This window comes from Micromonospora sp. NPDC051543, assembly GCF_044454415.1.
Taxonomy (GTDB): domain Bacteria; phylum Actinomycetota; class Actinomycetes; order Mycobacteriales; family Micromonosporaceae; genus Micromonospora.
Genome location: NZ_JBITDT010000002.1, coordinates 411368 through 429114, shown reverse-complemented (window position 1 = coordinate 429114; position 17747 = coordinate 411368). Strand labels below are relative to the sequence as shown.

Sequence of the window (17747 nt, the reverse complement as noted above, 5' to 3'; positions counted from 1 at the left end):
GTCAGGCGCCGACGCGGCGCAGCAGACCCTCCTGGACGGCGCTGGCGATCTGCCGGCCGTCCGTGGTGAACATCCGGCCGGTCGCCAGCCCTCGCGCGCCGGACGCCGACGGGCTCCAGCAGTCGTAGAGGAACCACTCGTCGGCGCGGAACGGCCGGTGGAACCACAGCGCGTGGTCCAGGCTCGCGCCGACCAGGCCGCCCGGCCCCCACACCTCGCCGTGCACGGAGAGCACCGAGTCCAGCAGGGTCAGGTCGGAGGCGTACGTGAGCGCGCACGCGTGCAGCAGCGGGTCGTCGGGCAACTTGCCGTCGATGCGCATCCAGACCCGCTGGTGCGGGTCGGCCGGGCGGTCCCCGGGACGGACCCAGCCGGGCTCCCCCACGTAGCGCACGTCGATCGGGCGGGGGATCTGCCCCCAGATGCCCAGGCGCTCGGGGTAGCGGGAGAGCCGGTCGGACATCGTCGGCACGTCCTGCGGCGGCGGCACGTCCAGGGGAGCGGGGGCCTGGTGGTCCAACCCCTCCTCGGCCCGCTGGAACGACGCCGACATGAAGAAGATCGGCTTGTCGTGCTGGAGGGCGACCGCGCGGCGCACCGAGAACGACCGGCCGTCGCGGATGTTCTCCACCTGGTACTCGATCGGCTCGGCCGGATCGCCGGGTCGGACGAAGTAGCCGTGCAGCGAGTGTACGAAGCGCTCCGGGTCCACCGTGCGGCCGGCGGCGACCAGGGCCTGACCGGCAACCTGGCCGCCGTACACCCGCTGTGGACCGACCGGAGGGCTCATCCCCCGGAAGGTCATCTCACCGGTCGGGTCGAGGTCCAGCACCTCCAGCAGCTGGTCGACAGCCGCCTGGCCGACCGCGACCCGACCGTCGCTCACTGCAGCGCCCGCGCCGACGCCGCGTCGACCAGCGAGCCGAGCTGGTGCACGCGCAGCGTGTTGGTCGAGCCGGGGGTGCCGGGCGGGCTGCCCGCCACGATCACCACGTAGTCACCGGGGTTGGCCCGGTCGAGGCCGAGCAGCGCCTGGTCGACCTGGCGGAACATGTCGTCGGTGTGCTGCACGAACGGCATCAGGAAGGTCTCCACGCCCCAGGTGAGGGCGAGCTGGTCGCGCACCTCGGGGACCGGCGTGAAGGCCAGCAGCGGCAGGTCGCAGTGCAGGCGGGACAGCCGTCGCACGGTGTCGCCGGTCTGCGAGAACGCGACGAGCGCCTTGGCGTTGATGGCCCGGGCGATCGACGAGGCGGCCACGGTGAGCGCGCCGCCGTGCGTACGCGGGTCGTGCTGCAGACGCGGCACCCCGATCGAGCCGGCTTCGGTGGTCGTCACGATCTTGGCCATGGTGCTGACGGTGAGCACCGGATACTTGCCCACGCTGGTCTCGCCGGAGAGCATGACCGCGTCCGCGCCGTCGAGCACCGCGTTGGCCACGTCCGAGGCCTCCGCCCGGGTGGGGCGGGAGTTCTCGATCATGGAGTCGAGCATCTGGGTGGCCACGATGACCGGCTTGGCGTTCTCCCGGCACAACTGCACGGCGCGCTTCTGCACCAGCGGGACCTCGTCCAGCGGCATCTCGACACCGAGGTCGCCACGGGCGACCATCACGCCGTCGAAGGCCAGCACGATGGCCTCGAGGTGCTCCACGGCCTCCGGCTTCTCGACCTTGGCGAGCACCGGGCGGAAGACACCCTCCTCGGCCATGATGTTGTGCACGAGCTTGATGTCCTCGGCCGAGCGCACGAAGGAGAGCGCCACCAGGTCGACACCGAGGCCGAGGGAGAAGCGCAGGTCCTCGGCGTCCTTGTCCGACATGGCGGGCACGCTGACCGCCACGTTCGGCAGCGAGACGCCCTTGTTGTTGGAGACCGGGCCGCCCTCGGTGACGAGGCAGCGGATGTCGTTGCCGGTGACGTCGGTGACCTCGACGGCGACCCGACCGTCGTCGATCAGCAGCCGGTCGCCGGGCTTCACCTCGTGCGGCAGCTTGGTGTAGGTGCAGGAGACCCGCTCCTTGGTGCCGAGGATGTCGTCGCCGGTGATCACGACCGAGTCCCCGGTGCGCCACTCGTGCGGGCCGTCGGCGAACCTGCCGAGCCGGATCTTGGGGCCTTGCAGGTCGGCGAGGACGGCGACGGGCTTACCCGCTGCCTCCGACGCCTCCCGGACCAGGCGGTAGACCGCCTCGTGGTCGGCGTGGCTGCCGTGGCTGAAGTTGAGCCTCGCCACGTTCATGCCGGCCTCGACGAGACCCCGGATGCGCTCCGGGGACGAGGTGGCGGGTCCAAGAGTGCAGACGATCTTCGCGCGGCGTGTCACGCCCATCAGGCTAGTCTCTCCTTCAGGTCGGACTCGGGGCCGACCCCTTGCAGGCAGCGGAACAGGTGTCCAACGACGCGTGGCACGCGTCGGGCCGGCGGGCGCAAGCGCACCGGAACGTTGTGGCGACGGGCAACGGCGACCGCGCGCCGGGAATCGTACGCCTCCGCGCGGAGCCGGTGTCGGGCCGCTCCCGGCCACGGCCCTCCCCGACGCCCCGAGCGGGCACGGCGGTGAGCAGGTCACGCGGGTCGTGCGCCGCCTGGACAGCCGGGGACGGCCGGTCCACGCCGTACGCGCGACGGTAACACCGGCGCCGGCCCCGACGCCGTCACCGGCCTGACACCCGTCTCTGGCCGGACGGTCAGTTACCGGCCTTGACCAGCGGGAACTCCAGCGAGCCGGCCGGGCAGAGGAAGGTCAACACGTCCACCCGGTAGAGGCCGGCCTGCACCGCCGGGTCGGCCTCCAACACGCTGCGCACGTCCTCGACGCTGCCGGTGCGGGCCAGCCCGAAGCCGATCGGCGGTTCCGGGGTGCGGGCCGGACCGTCCACCGAGCCGGAGACCAGGATGATGCCCCGGCGCTGCAGCGCCTGGATGTGCTCGGCGTGCTCGGCCTGCAACCGCTGCACGGTCTCCGGGGGCAGGGCCCGTCCGGCCGCGCCGGGATAGATCACGATGCACTCGTACGTGTCGAGCGCGAAGTCGACCTGCGGCACCTGCGGCATGGCCCTCCCTCCGCCGTCGCGCCGGCCCGGTCCGACGCCGACCGCCCGAGCCGGCGTCACCGGCACGCGCCCAGCCTCGCACGCCGCGAGGGGCGGTACCCGTCGCTCCGCGCAACTCCCCCAGGTCGGTCCCCGGGACGGACGGCATCCGGACACGGGCACGTGGGCGCACCCGGCGTGATCACCGGCTACGGTGGACGGTCCAGGTGTCGGTGGCGGGAGGTCGGGATGAGTGACGACGGGCCGACGCCGAGCCCTCTGTCGTACGCCGAGGTGACCGACGAGGCGTACGCCACGCGGGCCGCGGCGGACTTCCGGGCCCAGGAGTTCGAGTTCGCGGTGGTGCTCAGCGGGCGATGTCCCCGGTGCGGCCACGCGAGCGCCACCACGCTCGTCGACGAGGTCTACCGCAAGGACGCCGCGACGCCCGACCCGGGCTACCGGACGCTGCTGTGCGAGTGCGAGGTCGAGCACCCGGGGTGCCCGGCCGGGCTGCGGGGCTGCGGGGCGTACTGGACGCTGTGGCTGGAGGTCGAGGCATGATCCGTCTCCGTCCCGGCCCGCCCGCGACCGTGGCCGACCTGCGCGGCGCACAGCAGCTCGCCGGACTGCTGCGCGGGGAGCTGGAACGGGTACGCGCGGCGGCGCTGGCCTGGCGCAACGGCCTGGGTGGCCTGCTGGTGGCGCTGGTCGGGTTCAGCCTAATCCGGGGCCGCTCCGACGTGACCACCCTCGCCGCGGGTTGGGGCGCGCTGGTCGGGTTGCTGCTGCTCGCCGCGTTGGCCGCGGGCGTGGCCGGAGCGCTCGCGTTGCTCCGCGCGGCACACGGGCCGCTGACGGTGACCCCGGTGGCGGCTCTCCCGCCGGCCCCGCTCGGTGACCACCGGGAGGCGGTGGCGGCGGTCCGGTCCCTGCGCATCGGGGTGGGGCTGGTGCTGCTGTGCACCACGCTGCTGGTCGCGGCCGTCGGCGTGACCTGGTACGCCCCCGGCCGCTGATCCCCCTACGGTCAGCGGCGCTCAGGGGCCCAGGTGCGCGTAGCCGGCCCAGGTGTCCGGGTGGTCGGGTAGGGCGGCGCGCAGGCGGCGGACCGCCGCGTGCAGGGCCACGGCAGCACGGTCCGGAGCGATCCCTCCGCTGACCGCCAACCCGTCGTACAGGTCGACGCAGAGCCGCACCGTCAGCGCGTCCGAGATGGACCACAACGCGCCGATGACGTGCCGGAAACCGGCCAGTTGAAAGGCCGTGCCGAGGGTGAGCGCCTCGTCCGGCAGGGCCGCCCCGCCGCGTACCGTCTCGCAGGCGGAGAGGACGGCCAGCGCGGCCGGACGGCCCGCCGGCCGCCACAGGTCGCGGACGCTGAGCGCGCCGCCCGCCAGCTCGAGGCGTCCCCGGGTCGGGAAGCGCAGGTCCTGCGTGCCGTGGCAGGACAGGTGCGCGACGGGCTGCTCGGGCAGGGCGTCGAGCACCGTCGCCGGGCTGGCCACGGGGCCGATGAGCGAACGCACCCGGCCGAGGTGCCGTCGGACGACCTCCTCCTCGCGCGCCACGCCGGGCAGGTCGGCCAGGCCGGGCGTCTGTGGCATGCCGACGAAGAGCGCCGCGTCGACCGGTCCGGGAGGTGTCGGTCCGCCCCGGCGGGCGTGCGTCAGCGCCCGGAGCGAGGCCGTGTAGGACGGCACCACCCGGTCGAGCAGCCCGTCGCCGCCGTCGGACGGGCCGGCCGCGTGCAGCGGTAGGAGGGTGAGCACGCCGGTGGGGCACCACCACAGCCGGGGCCAGCCGCCGTCCGTCGGCTCGGCGTCGGCGGCCGGCGGGGTGGGCAGGGCCACCTCCAGGACGGGTACGGCGATGACGCGCCACAGCCAGTCCAGGGTCTGGGCGACCTCGGCGCGGGCCACCGCGTGCCGACGTCGTACCTGCGGCGGGGGGACGTCCGCCGCCGAGGGCCCGGTGAGCACCGCGATCGCGCCCAGGAAGCTCGCCGTACGGACGATCAGCTCGGCCAGGGTCAGCTCGGGCAGCGGCACGACGGTGACCCGGCCGTCGGCGACGACCAGCGCGTCGCAGCGCCGGTCGGCGACGTTCACCAGCACCACCGGTCCGTTCGTGGCGGCCCCGGCCAGCTCGTCGAAGGGCGGCGGGCGGAGGAAGTCGGCGAAGCCGGGCCGGTCGCGGATCTCGGCCAGCAGGTGACGGCGGCGGGTGGCGAGGTCGTACCGCTGCTCCGGCGTCGCTCCGGTCGCGTCGACCGACCCGCCAGGTCCCCACGCCGCCGGCGACACCGCCTGGGCCGGCGGCCGCGACCCGAAGCCGTCGAGGGCGGCTTGGAGGTCGGCGAGGCGGTCGGCGAGGCGGGGCGCCCGTGCGCGGAGCGCCGCCAGGTCCGCGCCCGCGTCGTGGGCGCGGGTGAGCAGGACTCCCCGGCCGTATTCGAGCAGCTCGACCGCGCGCTCCGGGCGGTCCAGGGCGATGGCGACCGCCGCCGCGTCGCTGGCCAGTCCGGGGAAGCGTGCGAGCAGGCGGGTCTGGTCGTCGGGGTCCATCCCGTGCCAGGCCACCAGGTCGATCAACTCGATGGCGGTGGTGTACCCGTCGAGCGCGGCCGACAGGTCGCCCGCCTGGGCGGCGTGTGCCGCGTACCGGCTGGCGGCCGTCGCCCGCAGCAGCGACGGCGCGGACTCGACGTGGGCGGCGGCGCGCAGCGCGGCGGTCGCCTCGACCAGAGCGCGGGAACCGTCCGCGTCGACCTCGGCGACCCGCTCCAGAGCGGTGGCCAAATTGCTCAGACACATGGCGCGGGCGGGATGCTCGGGGGTCAGCGCGTCGACCGCCGCCCGGTAGGCGGTCAGCATGGCGCTGGCGTCGGCGTCGGCGGGGCCGGCCTGGTGACGCAGCAGGAGAGCGTTGCCGAGGTTCGTGAGGATCCGGTGCCGGTCCCCGCCGGCCGACGGCCGCTGGCTCAGCCGATCGAGCAGCCGAACCGCCTCGTCCAGCACCGGCAGGTCATCGTCGAGGCGATGCCGCAGCAGGTGGGCCAGCGCGTGGGTGCCGACCGTCTGGGCGTACTCGGTGGGGTCGGCCTCCTGTTCGGCCAGCTCGGCGGCCTCGCGCAGCGCGGCCACGGCGGTGTCGGAGTCCCGGGCGATGCCGGCCGCGACCTCGTCTGCGGGTCCGCCGCTCGTGGGCAGCGCGCCGTCGAGGAAGAGTTCGACCCGGCGGTTCAGGGCCGAGCCGTAGTTGGTCAGCGCCGGCAGACGGTCCGGATGCCCGGTTGGCGTCGATTCGACCACCTGCGCCAGCACCTGGATCGCCTCGGTCAGGGTCGCCAGGTCCTGCGTCGAGGCGAAGAGCGCCTGGAGCACGAGCCCCAGGTTCGAGCGGTACCGGGGCAACGACGCGGTGTCCGACGCGGCGGCGGCCACGGCCGATCGCAGCGCGACCGCGGCCGGCTCCAGCAGCGTTGGCTCGCCGGCCAGGTCGGAGAGTTCGCGCAGGGTGTTGCCGAGGTTGTTGAGTACGTGCGGGAGCAGCGGGTCGGTGCGCGGCAGCAGTCGTTCCGCCTCGGTCAGCGCGTCACGGCCGGCGCGCAGCGCGCTCACCCCGCCGAGGTCGGCGTGGCCCAGGGCGAGCGCGTGGCCGAGATCGGCGAGGCGACGCGCCCGCTGGACGGGGTCCCGGGCGGCGGCCACGCTGGCGCGCAGCACCCGTACCGCCTCGGTGATGTCGTCGGCGCGCCTCCGCCGCTCGTACCGGGTCACCAGCAGACCACCCGCGACGTGCCGCAGATCGTCGCCGTCCGTCCCGTCGGGCGTCGACCCGGACGCGGTGGCGGCCCGGTACGCGTCGATCGCCGCGTCGAGGTCGGCCGGGTCGGCGGTGGAGTGGTGCCGCTCGGCGAGCAGGGTGGCGAGCCCGAACTGGGCGGTGCCGGCGAGATCCGGGGCGAGGCCGCCGAACCCGGTCAACGCCGACCGGTACGCCTCGATGGCGGTGTCCCGGTCGACGGGCGTCCGGTCGCGCGCGAACCGCTCGGCGAGCGCGGCGCCGTGCAGCGCGGCGGCCCGGGGGTCGGCGCTGTCCCGGGCCGCGGCGAGGGAGTCGACGGCCTCGTCGAGGTCACCCGGCCGCCGGTGCAGCCGCCACCGGTCGCGCAGCCGTTGACCGAGGTTCATCCGCGCCATCGCGCGCACCGGCGTGCCCGGCGCGGCAACCCGGACCGCGTCCCGCAACGCGGTGATCGCCTCGTCCAGGGCGAGCGGGTCGCGGTCGACCTCGTACGTGTCGCCCAGCACGTTGCCGAGGTTGAACAGCCGCACGGGACGTTCCGGGTCGCCGACGCCGGTCGCCTCCAGGCTCTCCCGGTGCGCCTCGACGGCCGCCGCCAGGGCCCGCCGCCGGCCGAGATGCTGGAACTGGTCGCGGTGGACCTTGCCGAGGGCGGACAGGTAGTGCAGGCGCTCGGGCGCTCCGGCCGGCGTACCTGCCAGCGCCTGCCGCAGCAGCGCCTCGGCCTGGTCGGCGGCCCGGTAGTCGCGGCTGGTCTCGGCGGCGGCCATCAGGAGGACGGCCTCGACGTACCGGGCGTTGGCAGCGCCGTCGCCCGAGCGGGTGGTGTCCGCTCGGGCGGGCCGGGGACGCGGCGGCCGGCCCGCCTCTCCGGGAGCGCGCCGGGAGCGCAGCAGCTCCAGCAGCGGCGGCGGCACCCGTTCCGGCGCGAAGCGCAGCAGAAACTCGGTGAGCCGCAACGCCTGGTCGAGGTCGTCGGCGTCCTCGCCCGACGGCAGTAGCTGATAGCGGTACCAGTGCAGGCCGGCCAGGAGGGACATACCCTCGGCGACCCGCTCGGGCAGCGGCCCGTCGGTGGGTGTGGCGGTCACCAGGTCGACGACGGCTTCCGCGTCGCGGATCGCGCCGGAGTCGAGGACCGCCCGCCGATCGCCGGTGGCCCCGAAACGGTCCAGCCGCTCCCGTAGCCGCCCGATCGGGTCGGGTCTGAACCGTCGCCACATCGCGCCTCCCCCGCGCCGGCCGCGCCGACTCGGATCAGGCGTAGCAGACCGGACACGGAGAGCGCTAGCCGTCACCGTGTCCCGGCACACAATCGGGCGGGCCGCGGCATGGCGGGCGCGCCCCGGGGGACGATCACCACGTGGCGGAGTGTCGTCCTGTCCCCGCCACGGCGAAAGACGATGAAGGATGTGCGTATGGCGACCGACATCAGTAAGCAACCCGCGAAGGCGTCCGGCACGTACCGGATCGGGGGTGACATCACGGTCAACCGCCTCGGCTACGGGGCGATGCAGATCACCGGCCCGGGCGTGTGGGGCGATCCGAAGGACCCGGCCGAGGCGGTACGGGTGCTGCGTCGGGCGATCGAGCTGGGCGTGACGTTCATCGACACCGCCGACTCGTACGGGCCGTTCGTGTCCGAGATGCTGATCCGCGAGGCGCTGCACCCGTACGCCGACGACCTGGTCATCGCGACCAAGGGCGGGTTCACCCGGGCCGGACCGGGCGACTGGCGGGTGGTGGGCCGCCCGGAGTACCTGCGTCAGCAGTGCGAGCTGAGCCTGCGGCACCTGGGCCTGGACAGCATCCCGCTGTACCAGCTGCACCGGATCGACCCGCAGGTCCCGCTCGCCGACCAGCTCGGCGAGCTGGCGCTGCTGAAGCAGGAAGGCAAGATCCAGCACATCGGGCTGTCCGAGGTCAGCGTGGAGCAGATCGAGCAATCGCGGGCGATCACCGAGATCGCCTCCGTGCAGAACCTGTACAACCTCGCCAACCGCAGCGCCGAGGACGTGCTGGACTACTGCGAGCGCAACGATCTGGCGTTCATCCCGTGGTACCCGATCGCCACCGGGGAGCTGGCCCGGCCGGGCGGCCCGCTGGACGCGATCTCCAACGCGCACGGCGCGTCGCCCGTGCAGCTCGCGTTGGCCTGGTTGCTGCGTCGGTCGCCGGTGATGCTGCCGATCCCGGGCACGTCGTCGGTGGCGCACCTGGAGGAGAACGTGGGCGCCGCCGACGTACGGCTCACCGACGACGAGTTCGAGGCGTTGGCCAAGGCGAGCTGAGCGTCCCAAGGCCCAAACGCCAACCGTCCGGACGCCGCCGGTCTACTCGGCGGCGTCCGGGCCGATCTCGCGGGCGGCGCGCAGCGCCTCGGTGGCCTGGTCGGCGCGCAGCGCCTCGGTGGCCTGGGCCAGCAGGCGGGCCGAGTCGGTGCGCCCGCTGACCTGCAACTCGACCTCGGTGTCCCCGGACTGGATCCGGATGCTCGCCTCCGTACGCTGCTGGTCCACCCAGGACTGCAACAGGTTGAACAGCCCCGGCAGCAACCCCTGGGCCAGCACCGCGATGATCACGGCGTCGCTGAAGCCGGGCCGTCCCCCGCCACCACCGGCGGCCCGGACCACCGGCCGGTACTCCGGACGGCGGTGGATCCAGGTCAGCAGGTCGACGGCCGCGGGCTGGCGTTGTCGGGGGTTGATGGTCAGCCGGACGGGCAGCCGCGCGGCGGCGTCGCTGTCGGTCACGGTAGGTCTCCCGGTCAGTCGGAGTCGGAGGCGGGTTGGAAGGTGACGGCGTCCCCGTCGGCGGTGGCGAGACCCGCGACGGTCAGCGCGCTGTCGTCGCTGAACGGTGAGCTGGTGCCGAAGTACGTGGTGGTGCCGCTGACCTGAACCCGGCCCTGACCCTCCACGGGCGTGGACACCCGGGCGGTGCTCGGCCCGTTCAGTTCGACGGCGACCTTCGGGTACTCCAGGATCTTCCAGGTGACCTTCTGCGCCGACCCGCCGTAGTAGCGGAACGGGCAGCCCGGCGGCGCGGCGACCGTCTGCTTGGCGCACCCGTCCAACCAGGCGCGTACCCGGTTTTGGACGGCCTCGACCGCCGTCGGCTTGAGCACCGGGGCAAGTTCCAGGATCGCCGGGCCCTCCCCCGGACCGACCAGCAGGGTCTCGGCGGGCGTCTCGCTCAGCGCGCTGGACGGGCCGGTCGCCGTGTAGAGGCCGGGCAGCAACACCAGCGGTGGCCCCTCGGTGGCGACCGGCAGCTCCACCCCGTTGAGGCGTACGCCCGGCTCGGCGATCGACGAGTTGAGCGGGATCGGCCCGCCGGCCAGCCGCCAGCCGTGGAACAGACCGGCGGTGGTCTCCTCCTCGCGGCGCAGGGTGAGGGTGGCCGTCTGCCGCGCGTCGGCGAGCCGGTACGCCACCGTGGCGGTGGCCGTCTCGTCGTCACGCTCCATGGAGGTGATCTCGACGTCGGTCGGCGGCTGGTAGCCCTTGCCGCGCAGCAGTTGGGCGAGCAGCTTGTGGTCGGTGCCGTCGCCGGAGTCGGCGAGGTGGTCGAGCGCGGCCTCGCTGTCGCGGTCGGCGAGGGCGGAGAAGAATCCGTCCACCGCCGCCTGGGGACGGAAGAACGCCCACTGCACCACGCTCAGCCCGCTGGCGCCGAGGCAGGCGACGAGGGCGAGGACGCCGACCAGCAGCCAGGTGCGGCGGGTGCCGACCGGGCCGCTGTGGCCGAACAGCCGCTCGACGGTGACCGACGCGGCGACGTCGGCGGGTACGCCGGCCGGGGCGGGCGCACCGATGACCGTCGCCCGCTCCAACGCGTCGAGCCGCAGCTCGTGCGGCGGGTGGGTGGCGCAGACCGCCTCGTCCCAGCCGCTGCGCCCGCTCTCGAAGGAGAGCCGCCGCTCCAGGATGCGCCGCAACCCGTCGACGTGCCCGGTCAGCACCGCGCCCAGGTCCGCCCGGTACTCGGCGGCCCGCACGTCGCGGGCGTGCAGGGGCAGCACCACGTACCGCATGGTGAGCAGCACCGGCCAGAAGAACAGGAACACCACGAAGTTGGTGGCCGGGTGCGGGAACGTCCGCATCAGCCAGGTCGGCAGGGCGTGGGCGAGGGTGAGCGGCAGGCCGACGCCGCGCACGAAGGCGCTGGTGATCTCGTCCCCGGTGCGCCAGTGCACCAGCTCGTGGCTGAGCAGCGCCGCGACCTCGTCGTCCGGCTCGCCGAGCACGGCGGTGGTGACCACCACGTGTCGGGCGTACGTGCGGGCGTTGCTCAGGACCGGGTCGTCCTCCATGAGCAGCCGCGGCACGTTGGGTAGGCCGAGTCGTCGCGCGCAGTCGTCCAGGATCGGACGCAGTCGTGCGGTCTCGCGGCGGCTGGGCTGGCGCGCGCCGGACACCACCAGCAGACTCGGCTCGAACAGCACCCGGTACAGCGTGTAGACGACGCCGATCAACGCCGCCGCGACGACCGTGCCGATCAGGCCGGTGAGCAGCGCGAGTGGCTCGTCCGCGACGGTCAGCCAGGGCAGCACCAGCACGGCGAGGAAACCGGCGAGGAAACCGACCGCGAAGCCGGCCACGCCGCCCAGCATTCCGCCGGAGCGGCTGAGGAACGCCTCCAGCAGCGAGCCGATCAGTGGCGCGTCCCGCAGCGCCGTGGGGATCTGGTCGTCCGCGCCGGCGCCGCCGGCGAAGAGGCCGACGGCGGCGAAGCTGAGACCGCCCCAGAACGCCAGGAGCAGCGCGATCGGCAGGTAGAACCAGGTGGCGACGAACGCGCCCAGCACGCCCCGCCAGTCCCGCAGGATTCCGGCGCGCAGCCAGACCAGGGCGTTCGGGTAACCCGGTGGCCGGTCGGCGAACCCGCCGGTGGGCGGCGGGGTGTCGGCGGCCGGGGGTTCGGCGGCCCGGACGTCGAGCTGCGGCACTGTCGGCGGTGTGCTCTCCGGCGGCACACGCTGCGGCTCGGTCATGCCCACTGCTCCCTCTCGACGGTGGCGTCCACTGTCGGGAGTGGACGGCCGGAGCAGGTTATCGAGGACGTCTGATGTCTGCCACACCGTTTCCCAGGATCGTCACGCAACCGACACTCGTCGTCGCGGGCACGGTGCGGCGGTCCCTCAAGGACCGCCGCACCGAAGCGCTCAGACCGCGAGGCAGTTGGGTCGCACCGGGCCGTCGACCAGGGCGCCGCGCACGATGGTGTACGCCGTGCCATCGAGCACCAGGCCCAGGTGCCCCACCACCCGCAGCGGGCAGTACGCCTGGATGAGCACGTTCGTCGCGCCGTCGTTGACGGCGGCGTTGCCGGTCGGGCGGACCAACTCGTCCTGGAGCGTGCGGACGGTGGTGTAGCGCACCGAACCGGGGGTGTCGTCGCCGGAGTTGAGGTCGGCGAGGAATGCCGAACCGATGGTCATCTGTTGGCAGGCGACGATGCCCGCGCAGCTACCGAGGCCGAGGAACGCCACGATGTTGGCCACGTACGTGCCGTACTGGGGTGTGCCCAGGCTGACGTACCGGCCGACGGTGGCGGTGCCGCCGAGCCGCTTGAGGTAGTAGCGACCGACCAGGCCACCCTCGGAGTGGGCGACGACGTCGACGGTCGCCGCGCCGGTGCTGGCACGCACCTGCTCGACGTACCCGGCGAACGCGCGGGCCGAGGCGGGTATGTCACCGAGGCCCAACCCGGGTAGCTGGTAGATGAAGGTCCGGTAGCCGTCGGCGCGCAGCCGGGCGGCGATCGGCTCGTACGCGACGGCGACGCCGCTGAGCCCGCCGACCACGATGACGGGATTGGCCGCGGCGGCAGCGGTGGTGGCGGCCGGAGCGACGGGGGCGGGGGCGGCGGTCGCGGTTCCCGCCGAGGCGAGGAGGGCGGCGGTGGCCAGGGACACGACGAGGACGGTCTTTCGGAGCAGCATGGCTGCACCTCCGGGGGGAGGCGCCCGACGATCCGGGCAGGTGGGTGGGGGTGTCCGGTCGACCGTGCGACGATGATGCCCGCAACAATTCGGCAACGTCAATGACTTGTTACGCGCCGGTAACCCGTTGTCCCGTTGACGGCGCAAACCGGCAAATCGGCCAGGCTCCACACCGGACACCGACGGCACCCGCACACCCCCGCCCCTCGACGACCGGTGGCATGCTGTGGCCGTGGCCGCCGACGAACCTCCCGAGCGCCAGTTACGGGTGATGCCCTGGTGGCTGGTCCTGGTCGGCCTGCTGCTCGCCGCCGCCCTGGGCTGGCTGGTGCTCGGCCTGCTACTCACCGAGGCCGACCGGGCCGTCCAGCCGGACACCCGGGCCACGCTGCGCATCGACGCGATCCGCACCGGCCTGACCGTGATCGCGGGCACCGGCGGTGGGCTGGCCCTGCTGCTGGCCGCGCGCCGGCAGTGGATCGCGGAGCGGGCCCAGCGCCACCAGGAGGCCGTCGCCGCCCGCGACCAGGCCCACCGGGACCGGGTACAGGCACACGCCGAGTCGGTGGCCGAGGCCGCCCAGCGCCAGCAGGACCGGCAGTCGACGGCCGCCGAACACGACGCGGCCGAACGTCGGTTGACCGAGCTCTACACCCGGGCGGTCGAACTCCTCGGCAACGACAGCGCGGCGGTACGCCTCGGCGGACTGCACGCGCTGGAGCGCCTCGGGCAGGACAATCCGTCACAGCGGACGACGATCGTGGCGGTGCTCTGCGCGTACCTGCGGATGTCGCCGCCGGACGACGAACCGCGCGAGACGGAGGTCCGGCGCACCGCGCAGCGGGTCCTGACCCGGCACCTGCGCGAGCACGACGAGACGGCGCACTGGCCGGGCGTCGTGCTGGATCTGGGCGGCGCGGCGCTCGTGGACTTCGACGCCGCGGGCTGCACGCTCGTCGACGCGACCTTCACCGGGGCGGCGTTCACCGGCACGACCAGCTTCGCGGGCGCGACGACGCGAGGGCGGCTGCTGCTCGGCGCGGCGCGCTTCGGCGACGTGGTGTTCGACAACGTCACGACCGGCGGCGAGATCGTGTTGGACGACATCCGCGTCCACGGCCTCGCGAGCTTCGACGGAGCCACGTTCAGCGACGGTCTGTCCTGCCGGCGGTCCCACTTCGCCGGGCTGACCTCGTTCCGTCGGGTGACGTTCGGTCAGCCGACCAGCTTCGACGCGACCTGCTTCGAGGACGCCACCACGTTCCAGGAGGCGGTCTTCGACGGCGCACTGTCGATGGAGCACACCGTGTTCGGCGGGTCGGTCACCTTCGACTCCGTCCGCTTCGCGAACATGGCGCTGTTCCGCTGGACGATCTTCGGCGAGGAGGCGCTGTTCGATCGGGCCCGCTTCACCGACGCCGCGAACTTCGGCCGGGCCCGGTTCCACCGCATGGCCAGCTTCCGCGACGCGCAGTTCAGCCGGCGACCCCAGGTGGAACAGGCCCGGGCGGTCGTCGATCCGGGTCACCGGTGGCCGGCGGGGACGGTGGTCAAACGCCTGGACGACGAGTGGCTGGTGCTCGTCGACGAGTGAGCCCCGTCAGCGCGTGGCGGCCGCCGGGCGCAACCCGTCGAGGGCCACACCGAGGACGCGGTCGCGCTGCTCGGGCGACGGGAACTGGGCCATCGTGAGCCCACTGATCAGTCGCACCACGTCGTCGAAACCGATGTCGTCGCGAACCACGCCGGCCGCCTGGGCGCGACGCATCAGCGGCTCGCCGGCGGCGTAGATCTCCGTCCGGCAGGTCCCGAAGATCTCCGAGTCGTGCAGCAACTGCTCGGCGAGCGCCCGCTTGGTGGCGACGTACGCGACGAAGCGGTGCAGCCACGCGACGAGGGCGTCCCACGGGGGCAGCTCGGCCAGGTCCTCCGCCGACCGGCTGAGCGCCCGGACCTCCTCGACGTAGACGGCCTCGAAGAGGTGCCGCCGGGTCGGGAAGTTGCGATAGAGGGTGCCGATGCCCACCCCGGCCCGGCGGGCCACGTCCTCCAGGGAGGCGGCCGCGCCGTTCTCGGCGAACGCGTCGCGCGCAGCGGCGATCAGGGCGTCGTAGTTACGCCGCGCATCGGCCCGCTTGGGCCGCTGCGCGAAAACCTCGGGCACCCCCGCGCTGGTCATGACGTGCGTCACCTCGTCCTGGTTGCATCCGGAGGCAACCCTCCGCTAGCTTAGTGGAGGCACCCCTCCGGAACTCCCGGAGGCCTGCCTCCGGATAGCTTACCTCGGGACCCGCCCGATCCGCCTGGCCACCCGATCGCCCGGACCCGACAACACGCCCGCCGCCGACGACGGGTGACAGACGCCTCCTTCCGTACCATTTCAGGAGTTATCTCTCGTGGCAGTGACATCCCGACGCGGCTCGCGTCGGCTCACCTTCACCGTGCTCGCGGCCGGCGCCGGATTCTTCGCGATGCTCCAGTCGCTGATCACCCCGGTGCTGCCGACCATCCAGCAGGACCTGCACACCTCCCAGAACACCGTGACCTGGGTCCTGACCGCCTACCTGCTCTCCGCCTCGATCTTCACGCCGATCCTCGGACGGGTCGGCGACATGGTCGGCAAGGAGCGGATGCTCGTCGTCTCGCTCGCCGCCCTCGCCCTCGGCTGCCTGGTGGCCGCCATCGCACCGAACATCGGCGTGCTCATCGTCGCCCGGGTCGTGCAGGGCATCGGCGGCGCGGTCTTCCCGCTGTCGTTCGGCATCATCCGCGACGAGTTCCCCGCCGCGCGGGTCTCCGGCGCGGTTGCCGCCATCTCGGCGATCGTCGCCGCCGGCGGTGGACTGGGCGTCGTACTGGCCGGCCCGATCGTCACCGCGCTGGACTACCGGTGGCTGTTCTGGATCCCGCTGGTCGTGGTGGGGCTGACCGCCGTCGCCGCGTACCTGTTCATCCCCGAGTCCCCGGTGCGTACCCCGGGCCGGATCGACTGGCGGGCCACCCTGCTGCTCTCCGGCTGGTTGGTCGCGCTGCTCCTGCCGATCAGCCAGGGCGCGGCCTGGGGCTGGACCAGCACCCGCGTGCTCGGCCTGCTCGCCCTCGCCGTGGTGCTGCTGGCCGGCTGGCTGACCGCCGAACTGCGCTCGGCCAACCCACTGATCGACATGCGGATGATGCGCCTGCCCGGCGTCTGGACCACCAACCTGGTCGCCCTGCTCTACGGCGGATCGATGTTCTCCGTGTACGCGTTCCTGCCCCAGTTCGTGCAGACCCCGACCGCGGCCGGCTACGGCTTCGGCGCCAGCATCAGCCAGGCCGGTCTGCTCATGCTGCCGATGCTGGTCGCGATGTTCGTCGCGGGCATCCTCGCCGGCCGGCTGCAGGCCGTGTTCAGCGCCAAGGCGCAGCTCGCCACCGGCGCGGCGTTCAACGTGGCGGCGTCCGGCATGCTCGCCGCCGCGCACGCCACCCGCTGGGAGGTCGCCGTCGCCGGTGGCCTGGTCGGCCTCGGCATCGGCCTGGCCTTCGCGTCGATGGCCAACCTCATCGTCGCCAGCGTGCCCGCCAGCCAGACCGGCGTGGCGACCGGCATGAACGCCAACATCCGTACCATCGGCGGCGCGATCGGCGCGGCCGTGGTCAGCGGCGTGATCACCGCCCACCCGCAGGCCAGCGGCCTGCCCCGGGAGGCCGGCTTCACGGCGGGGTTTCTCCTCCTCACCGCGATCGCCCTCGCCGCCGCGCTCGCGGCCCTCGCCGTCCCGTCCGCCCGGCGGGCGTCGGCCGGTCGCCGGCCGTCCGCCACGACGATCGTCGAGTCCGAGCTAGCCGGCGAGTTCGCCACCATGCCGGCCACCCGCTGAAGGTCCGCGTCGCAGCCCGGGCGGTTCGCCGCCCGGGCTGCGCTGTGTGTCGGAGTACGCTGGCCGGTCGTCACCCGTCGTCGCTCAGGATGTGCCCATGCCCGAGATGTTGACCACCGAGCGGTTCGATGAGATCGGCTCCCCGGGACCCGGAAGACTCGGCCGAGTTGACGAGGGCCTGGCGGAGCTGTCCGAGTTGCGTCCGCTGCTGGAGACCGACCCCGACGCCATCCACCTGGTCGACAAGCTGATCGAAACCGGCCACGCCGAGACGGCGGTCGAGTGGCTCACCGCGGCGCTCGACGCGTTGGTGGACCGCAGCCGCACCCACCAGCACGAGTCCGAGGACGCCCAGGACACGGCCGCCGCCATGATCTTCGGGTTGGCCCAGCGGCGGCACGACCTGCGCGAGGAGTTGGGCCTGCCGCACGACGAGCACGACGTCCTGGCCGACCGGCTGCGCGACGCGGCCAGCCACGCCGCCGACGCGCTCGACGACGGTCCGGCGACGCTGCTGTTCTGGCCGAAGCCGGAGTTCGACGCGCTGCTGGCGCGCTGGCCGGCCCTGGCCGACAGCTATCCGAGCACCTGGGACGAGCACCGCGCCCAGATCGAGCGCGCCCTCGTCGACGCGTCCGGGCTCGGCGGCGGCGACCTGGGCATCGTGGCGGGCAGCGTCGAGGGTCTGGCGACCTTCGCCGGCGCCGACCCCATCGACGAGGAGACCCTCGACGAGTACGCCGACAGCCTCGACGACGCGGGCATCACCTCGTGGCCGCCGGGCCGCAACGACGCCTGCTGGTGCGGATCGGGCACCAAGTACAAGAAGTGCTGCCTGCCCCGCTCGCGCGCCTGACCGCTGTCGGGCCTGACCGCTGTCGGGCCTGAGCGCTGCCGGGCCGTTGCGCGGCTCCCGGGGAGCGATGTTCCCTGAGTCTCTGATGCCTGTGAGTCATCAAGATGACTCACAGGCATCACGCTCACCCGGCCAACCGCCCCCACCCCACGGCCACCTCACACCCGCACGATCAATCGATGGTGGCGATTGCCGACGATGGCTACCGTGACCGTGGAAACGCAGCCACTCCATTGA

14 protein-coding genes are annotated in these 17747 nt (G+C 73.5%); 6 read left to right on the top strand and 8 right to left on the bottom strand.

Features of this window, described 5'->3' with window-relative positions; all coding sequences use genetic code 11:
- Position 1: 1 nt before the first annotated feature.
- The 3 genes from ACIA3K_RS05030 to ACIA3K_RS05020 all read right to left on the bottom strand — a co-directional run bounded on the left by ACIA3K_RS05030 (position 2) and on the right by ACIA3K_RS05020 (position 3055).
- Positions 2-886, bottom strand: a complete 885-nt coding sequence (locus tag ACIA3K_RS05030; RefSeq protein ID WP_396799258.1) for an acyl-CoA thioesterase — start codon at positions 884-886, stop codon at positions 2-4.
- On the bottom strand, positions 883-2331 hold the full coding sequence (gene pyk, locus ACIA3K_RS05025; protein ID WP_396799257.1) for a pyruvate kinase: 1449 nt from the start codon (positions 2329-2331) through the stop codon (positions 883-885). Before pyk ends, ACIA3K_RS05030 begins: the two co-directional genes overlap by 4 nt.
- 358 nt (positions 2332-2689) lie before the next feature.
- Entirely contained in the window at positions 2690-3055 is a 366-nt protein-coding gene (locus ACIA3K_RS05020; RefSeq protein ID WP_396799256.1) for a YciI family protein, read from the bottom strand.
- A 228-nt stretch (positions 3056-3283) separates the two neighbouring features.
- On the opposite strand from ACIA3K_RS05020, the gene ACIA3K_RS05015 reads away from it, so the two are divergent.
- Both ACIA3K_RS05015 and ACIA3K_RS05010 read left to right on the top strand, forming a co-directional pair.
- Complete coding sequence (locus ACIA3K_RS05015) at positions 3284-3598, top strand: hypothetical protein (RefSeq protein WP_355049532.1); 315 nt, start codon at positions 3284-3286, stop codon at positions 3596-3598.
- Entirely contained in the window at positions 3595-4053 is a 459-nt protein-coding gene (locus ACIA3K_RS05010; RefSeq protein WP_396799255.1) for a hypothetical protein, read from the top strand. Before ACIA3K_RS05015 ends, ACIA3K_RS05010 begins: the two co-directional genes overlap by 4 nt.
- 21 nt (positions 4054-4074) lie before the next feature.
- Here the strand turns inward: ACIA3K_RS05010 and ACIA3K_RS05005 are convergent, their stop codons facing one another.
- The gene (locus ACIA3K_RS05005) at positions 4075-8067 is read right to left on the bottom strand and encodes a CHAT domain-containing protein (RefSeq protein WP_396799254.1); all 3993 of its coding nucleotides are present in this window, start codon (positions 8065-8067) and stop codon (positions 4075-4077) included.
- A 195-nt stretch (positions 8068-8262) separates the two neighbouring features.
- Here ACIA3K_RS05005 and ACIA3K_RS05000 point away from each other — a divergent pair, with 195 nt between their 5' ends.
- On the top strand, positions 8263-9135 hold the full coding sequence (locus tag ACIA3K_RS05000) for an aldo/keto reductase (RefSeq protein WP_396799253.1): 873 nt from the start codon (positions 8263-8265) through the stop codon (positions 9133-9135).
- A gap of 42 nt (positions 9136-9177) precedes the next feature.
- Here the strand turns inward: ACIA3K_RS05000 and ACIA3K_RS04995 are convergent, their stop codons facing one another.
- The 3 genes from ACIA3K_RS04995 to ACIA3K_RS04985 all read right to left on the bottom strand — a co-directional run bounded on the left by ACIA3K_RS04995 (position 9178) and on the right by ACIA3K_RS04985 (position 12791).
- Positions 9178-9597 (bottom strand): hypothetical protein, encoded by a 420-nt coding sequence (locus ACIA3K_RS04995; RefSeq protein WP_396799252.1) that lies wholly within the window; start codon positions 9595-9597, stop codon positions 9178-9180.
- 14 nt (positions 9598-9611) lie between these two features.
- A complete protein-coding gene (locus tag ACIA3K_RS04990; protein WP_396799251.1) occupies positions 9612-11840 on the bottom strand; it encodes a M48 family metalloprotease in 2229 nt (742 codons plus the stop codon).
- Positions 11841-12011: 171 nt separating this feature from the next.
- Positions 12012-12791, bottom strand: a complete 780-nt coding sequence (locus tag ACIA3K_RS04985) for an esterase/lipase family protein (protein WP_396799250.1) — start codon at positions 12789-12791, stop codon at positions 12012-12014.
- 232 nt (positions 12792-13023) lie between these two features.
- Here ACIA3K_RS04985 and ACIA3K_RS04980 point away from each other — a divergent pair, with 232 nt between their 5' ends.
- Positions 13024-14385, top strand: a complete 1362-nt coding sequence (locus ACIA3K_RS04980) for a pentapeptide repeat-containing protein (RefSeq protein ID WP_396799249.1) — start codon at positions 13024-13026, stop codon at positions 14383-14385.
- Between the two features lie 6 nt (positions 14386-14391).
- Here the strand turns inward: ACIA3K_RS04980 and ACIA3K_RS04975 are convergent, their stop codons facing one another.
- Positions 14392-14970, bottom strand: coding sequence for a TetR/AcrR family transcriptional regulator (locus ACIA3K_RS04975; RefSeq protein ID WP_396799248.1), 579 nt, complete (start codon positions 14968-14970; stop codon positions 14392-14394).
- A 217-nt stretch (positions 14971-15187) separates the two neighbouring features.
- Here ACIA3K_RS04975 and ACIA3K_RS04970 point away from each other — a divergent pair, with 217 nt between their 5' ends.
- Both ACIA3K_RS04970 and ACIA3K_RS04965 read left to right on the top strand, forming a co-directional pair.
- Positions 15188-16654 (top strand): MFS transporter, encoded by a 1467-nt coding sequence (locus ACIA3K_RS04970; protein WP_396799247.1) that lies wholly within the window; start codon positions 15188-15190, stop codon positions 16652-16654.
- Between the two features lie 97 nt (positions 16655-16751).
- Positions 16752-17510, top strand: coding sequence for an SEC-C domain-containing protein (locus ACIA3K_RS04965; RefSeq protein WP_396799246.1), 759 nt, complete (start codon positions 16752-16754; stop codon positions 17508-17510).
- Positions 17511-17747: the final 237 nt, after the last annotated feature.

Bases quoted from the DNA above. Each gene is read 5' to 3' on its own strand.
- ACIA3K_RS05020 (WP_396799256.1), bottom strand. From the start codon at position 3,055: ATGCCGCAGGTGCCGCAGGTCGACTTCGCGCTCGACACGTACGAGTGC.
- ACIA3K_RS05010 (WP_396799255.1), top strand. From the start codon at position 3,595: ATGATCCGTCTCCGTCCCGGCCCGCCCGCGACCGTGGCCGACCTGCGC.
- ACIA3K_RS05015 (WP_355049532.1), top strand. From the start codon at position 3,284: ATGAGTGACGACGGGCCGACGCCGAGCCCTCTGTCGTACGCCGAGGTG.
- ACIA3K_RS05000 (WP_396799253.1), top strand. From the start codon at position 8,263: ATGGCGACCGACATCAGTAAGCAACCCGCGAAGGCGTCCGGCACGTAC.
- ACIA3K_RS04990 (WP_396799251.1), bottom strand. From the start codon at position 11,840: ATGACCGAGCCGCAGCGTGTGCCGCCGGAGAGCACACCGCCGACAGTG.
- ACIA3K_RS04985 (WP_396799250.1), bottom strand. From the start codon at position 12,791: ATGCTGCTCCGAAAGACCGTCCTCGTCGTGTCCCTGGCCACCGCCGCC.
- ACIA3K_RS04975 (WP_396799248.1), bottom strand. From the start codon at position 14,970: ATGACCAGCGCGGGGGTGCCCGAGGTTTTCGCGCAGCGGCCCAAGCGG.
- ACIA3K_RS05005 (WP_396799254.1), bottom strand. From the start codon at position 8,067: ATGTGGCGACGGTTCAGACCCGACCCGATCGGGCGGCTACGGGAGCGG.
- ACIA3K_RS04965 (WP_396799246.1), top strand. From the start codon at position 16,752: ATGCCCGAGATGTTGACCACCGAGCGGTTCGATGAGATCGGCTCCCCG.
- pyk (WP_396799257.1), bottom strand. From the start codon at position 2,331: ATGGGCGTGACACGCCGCGCGAAGATCGTCTGCACTCTTGGACCCGCC.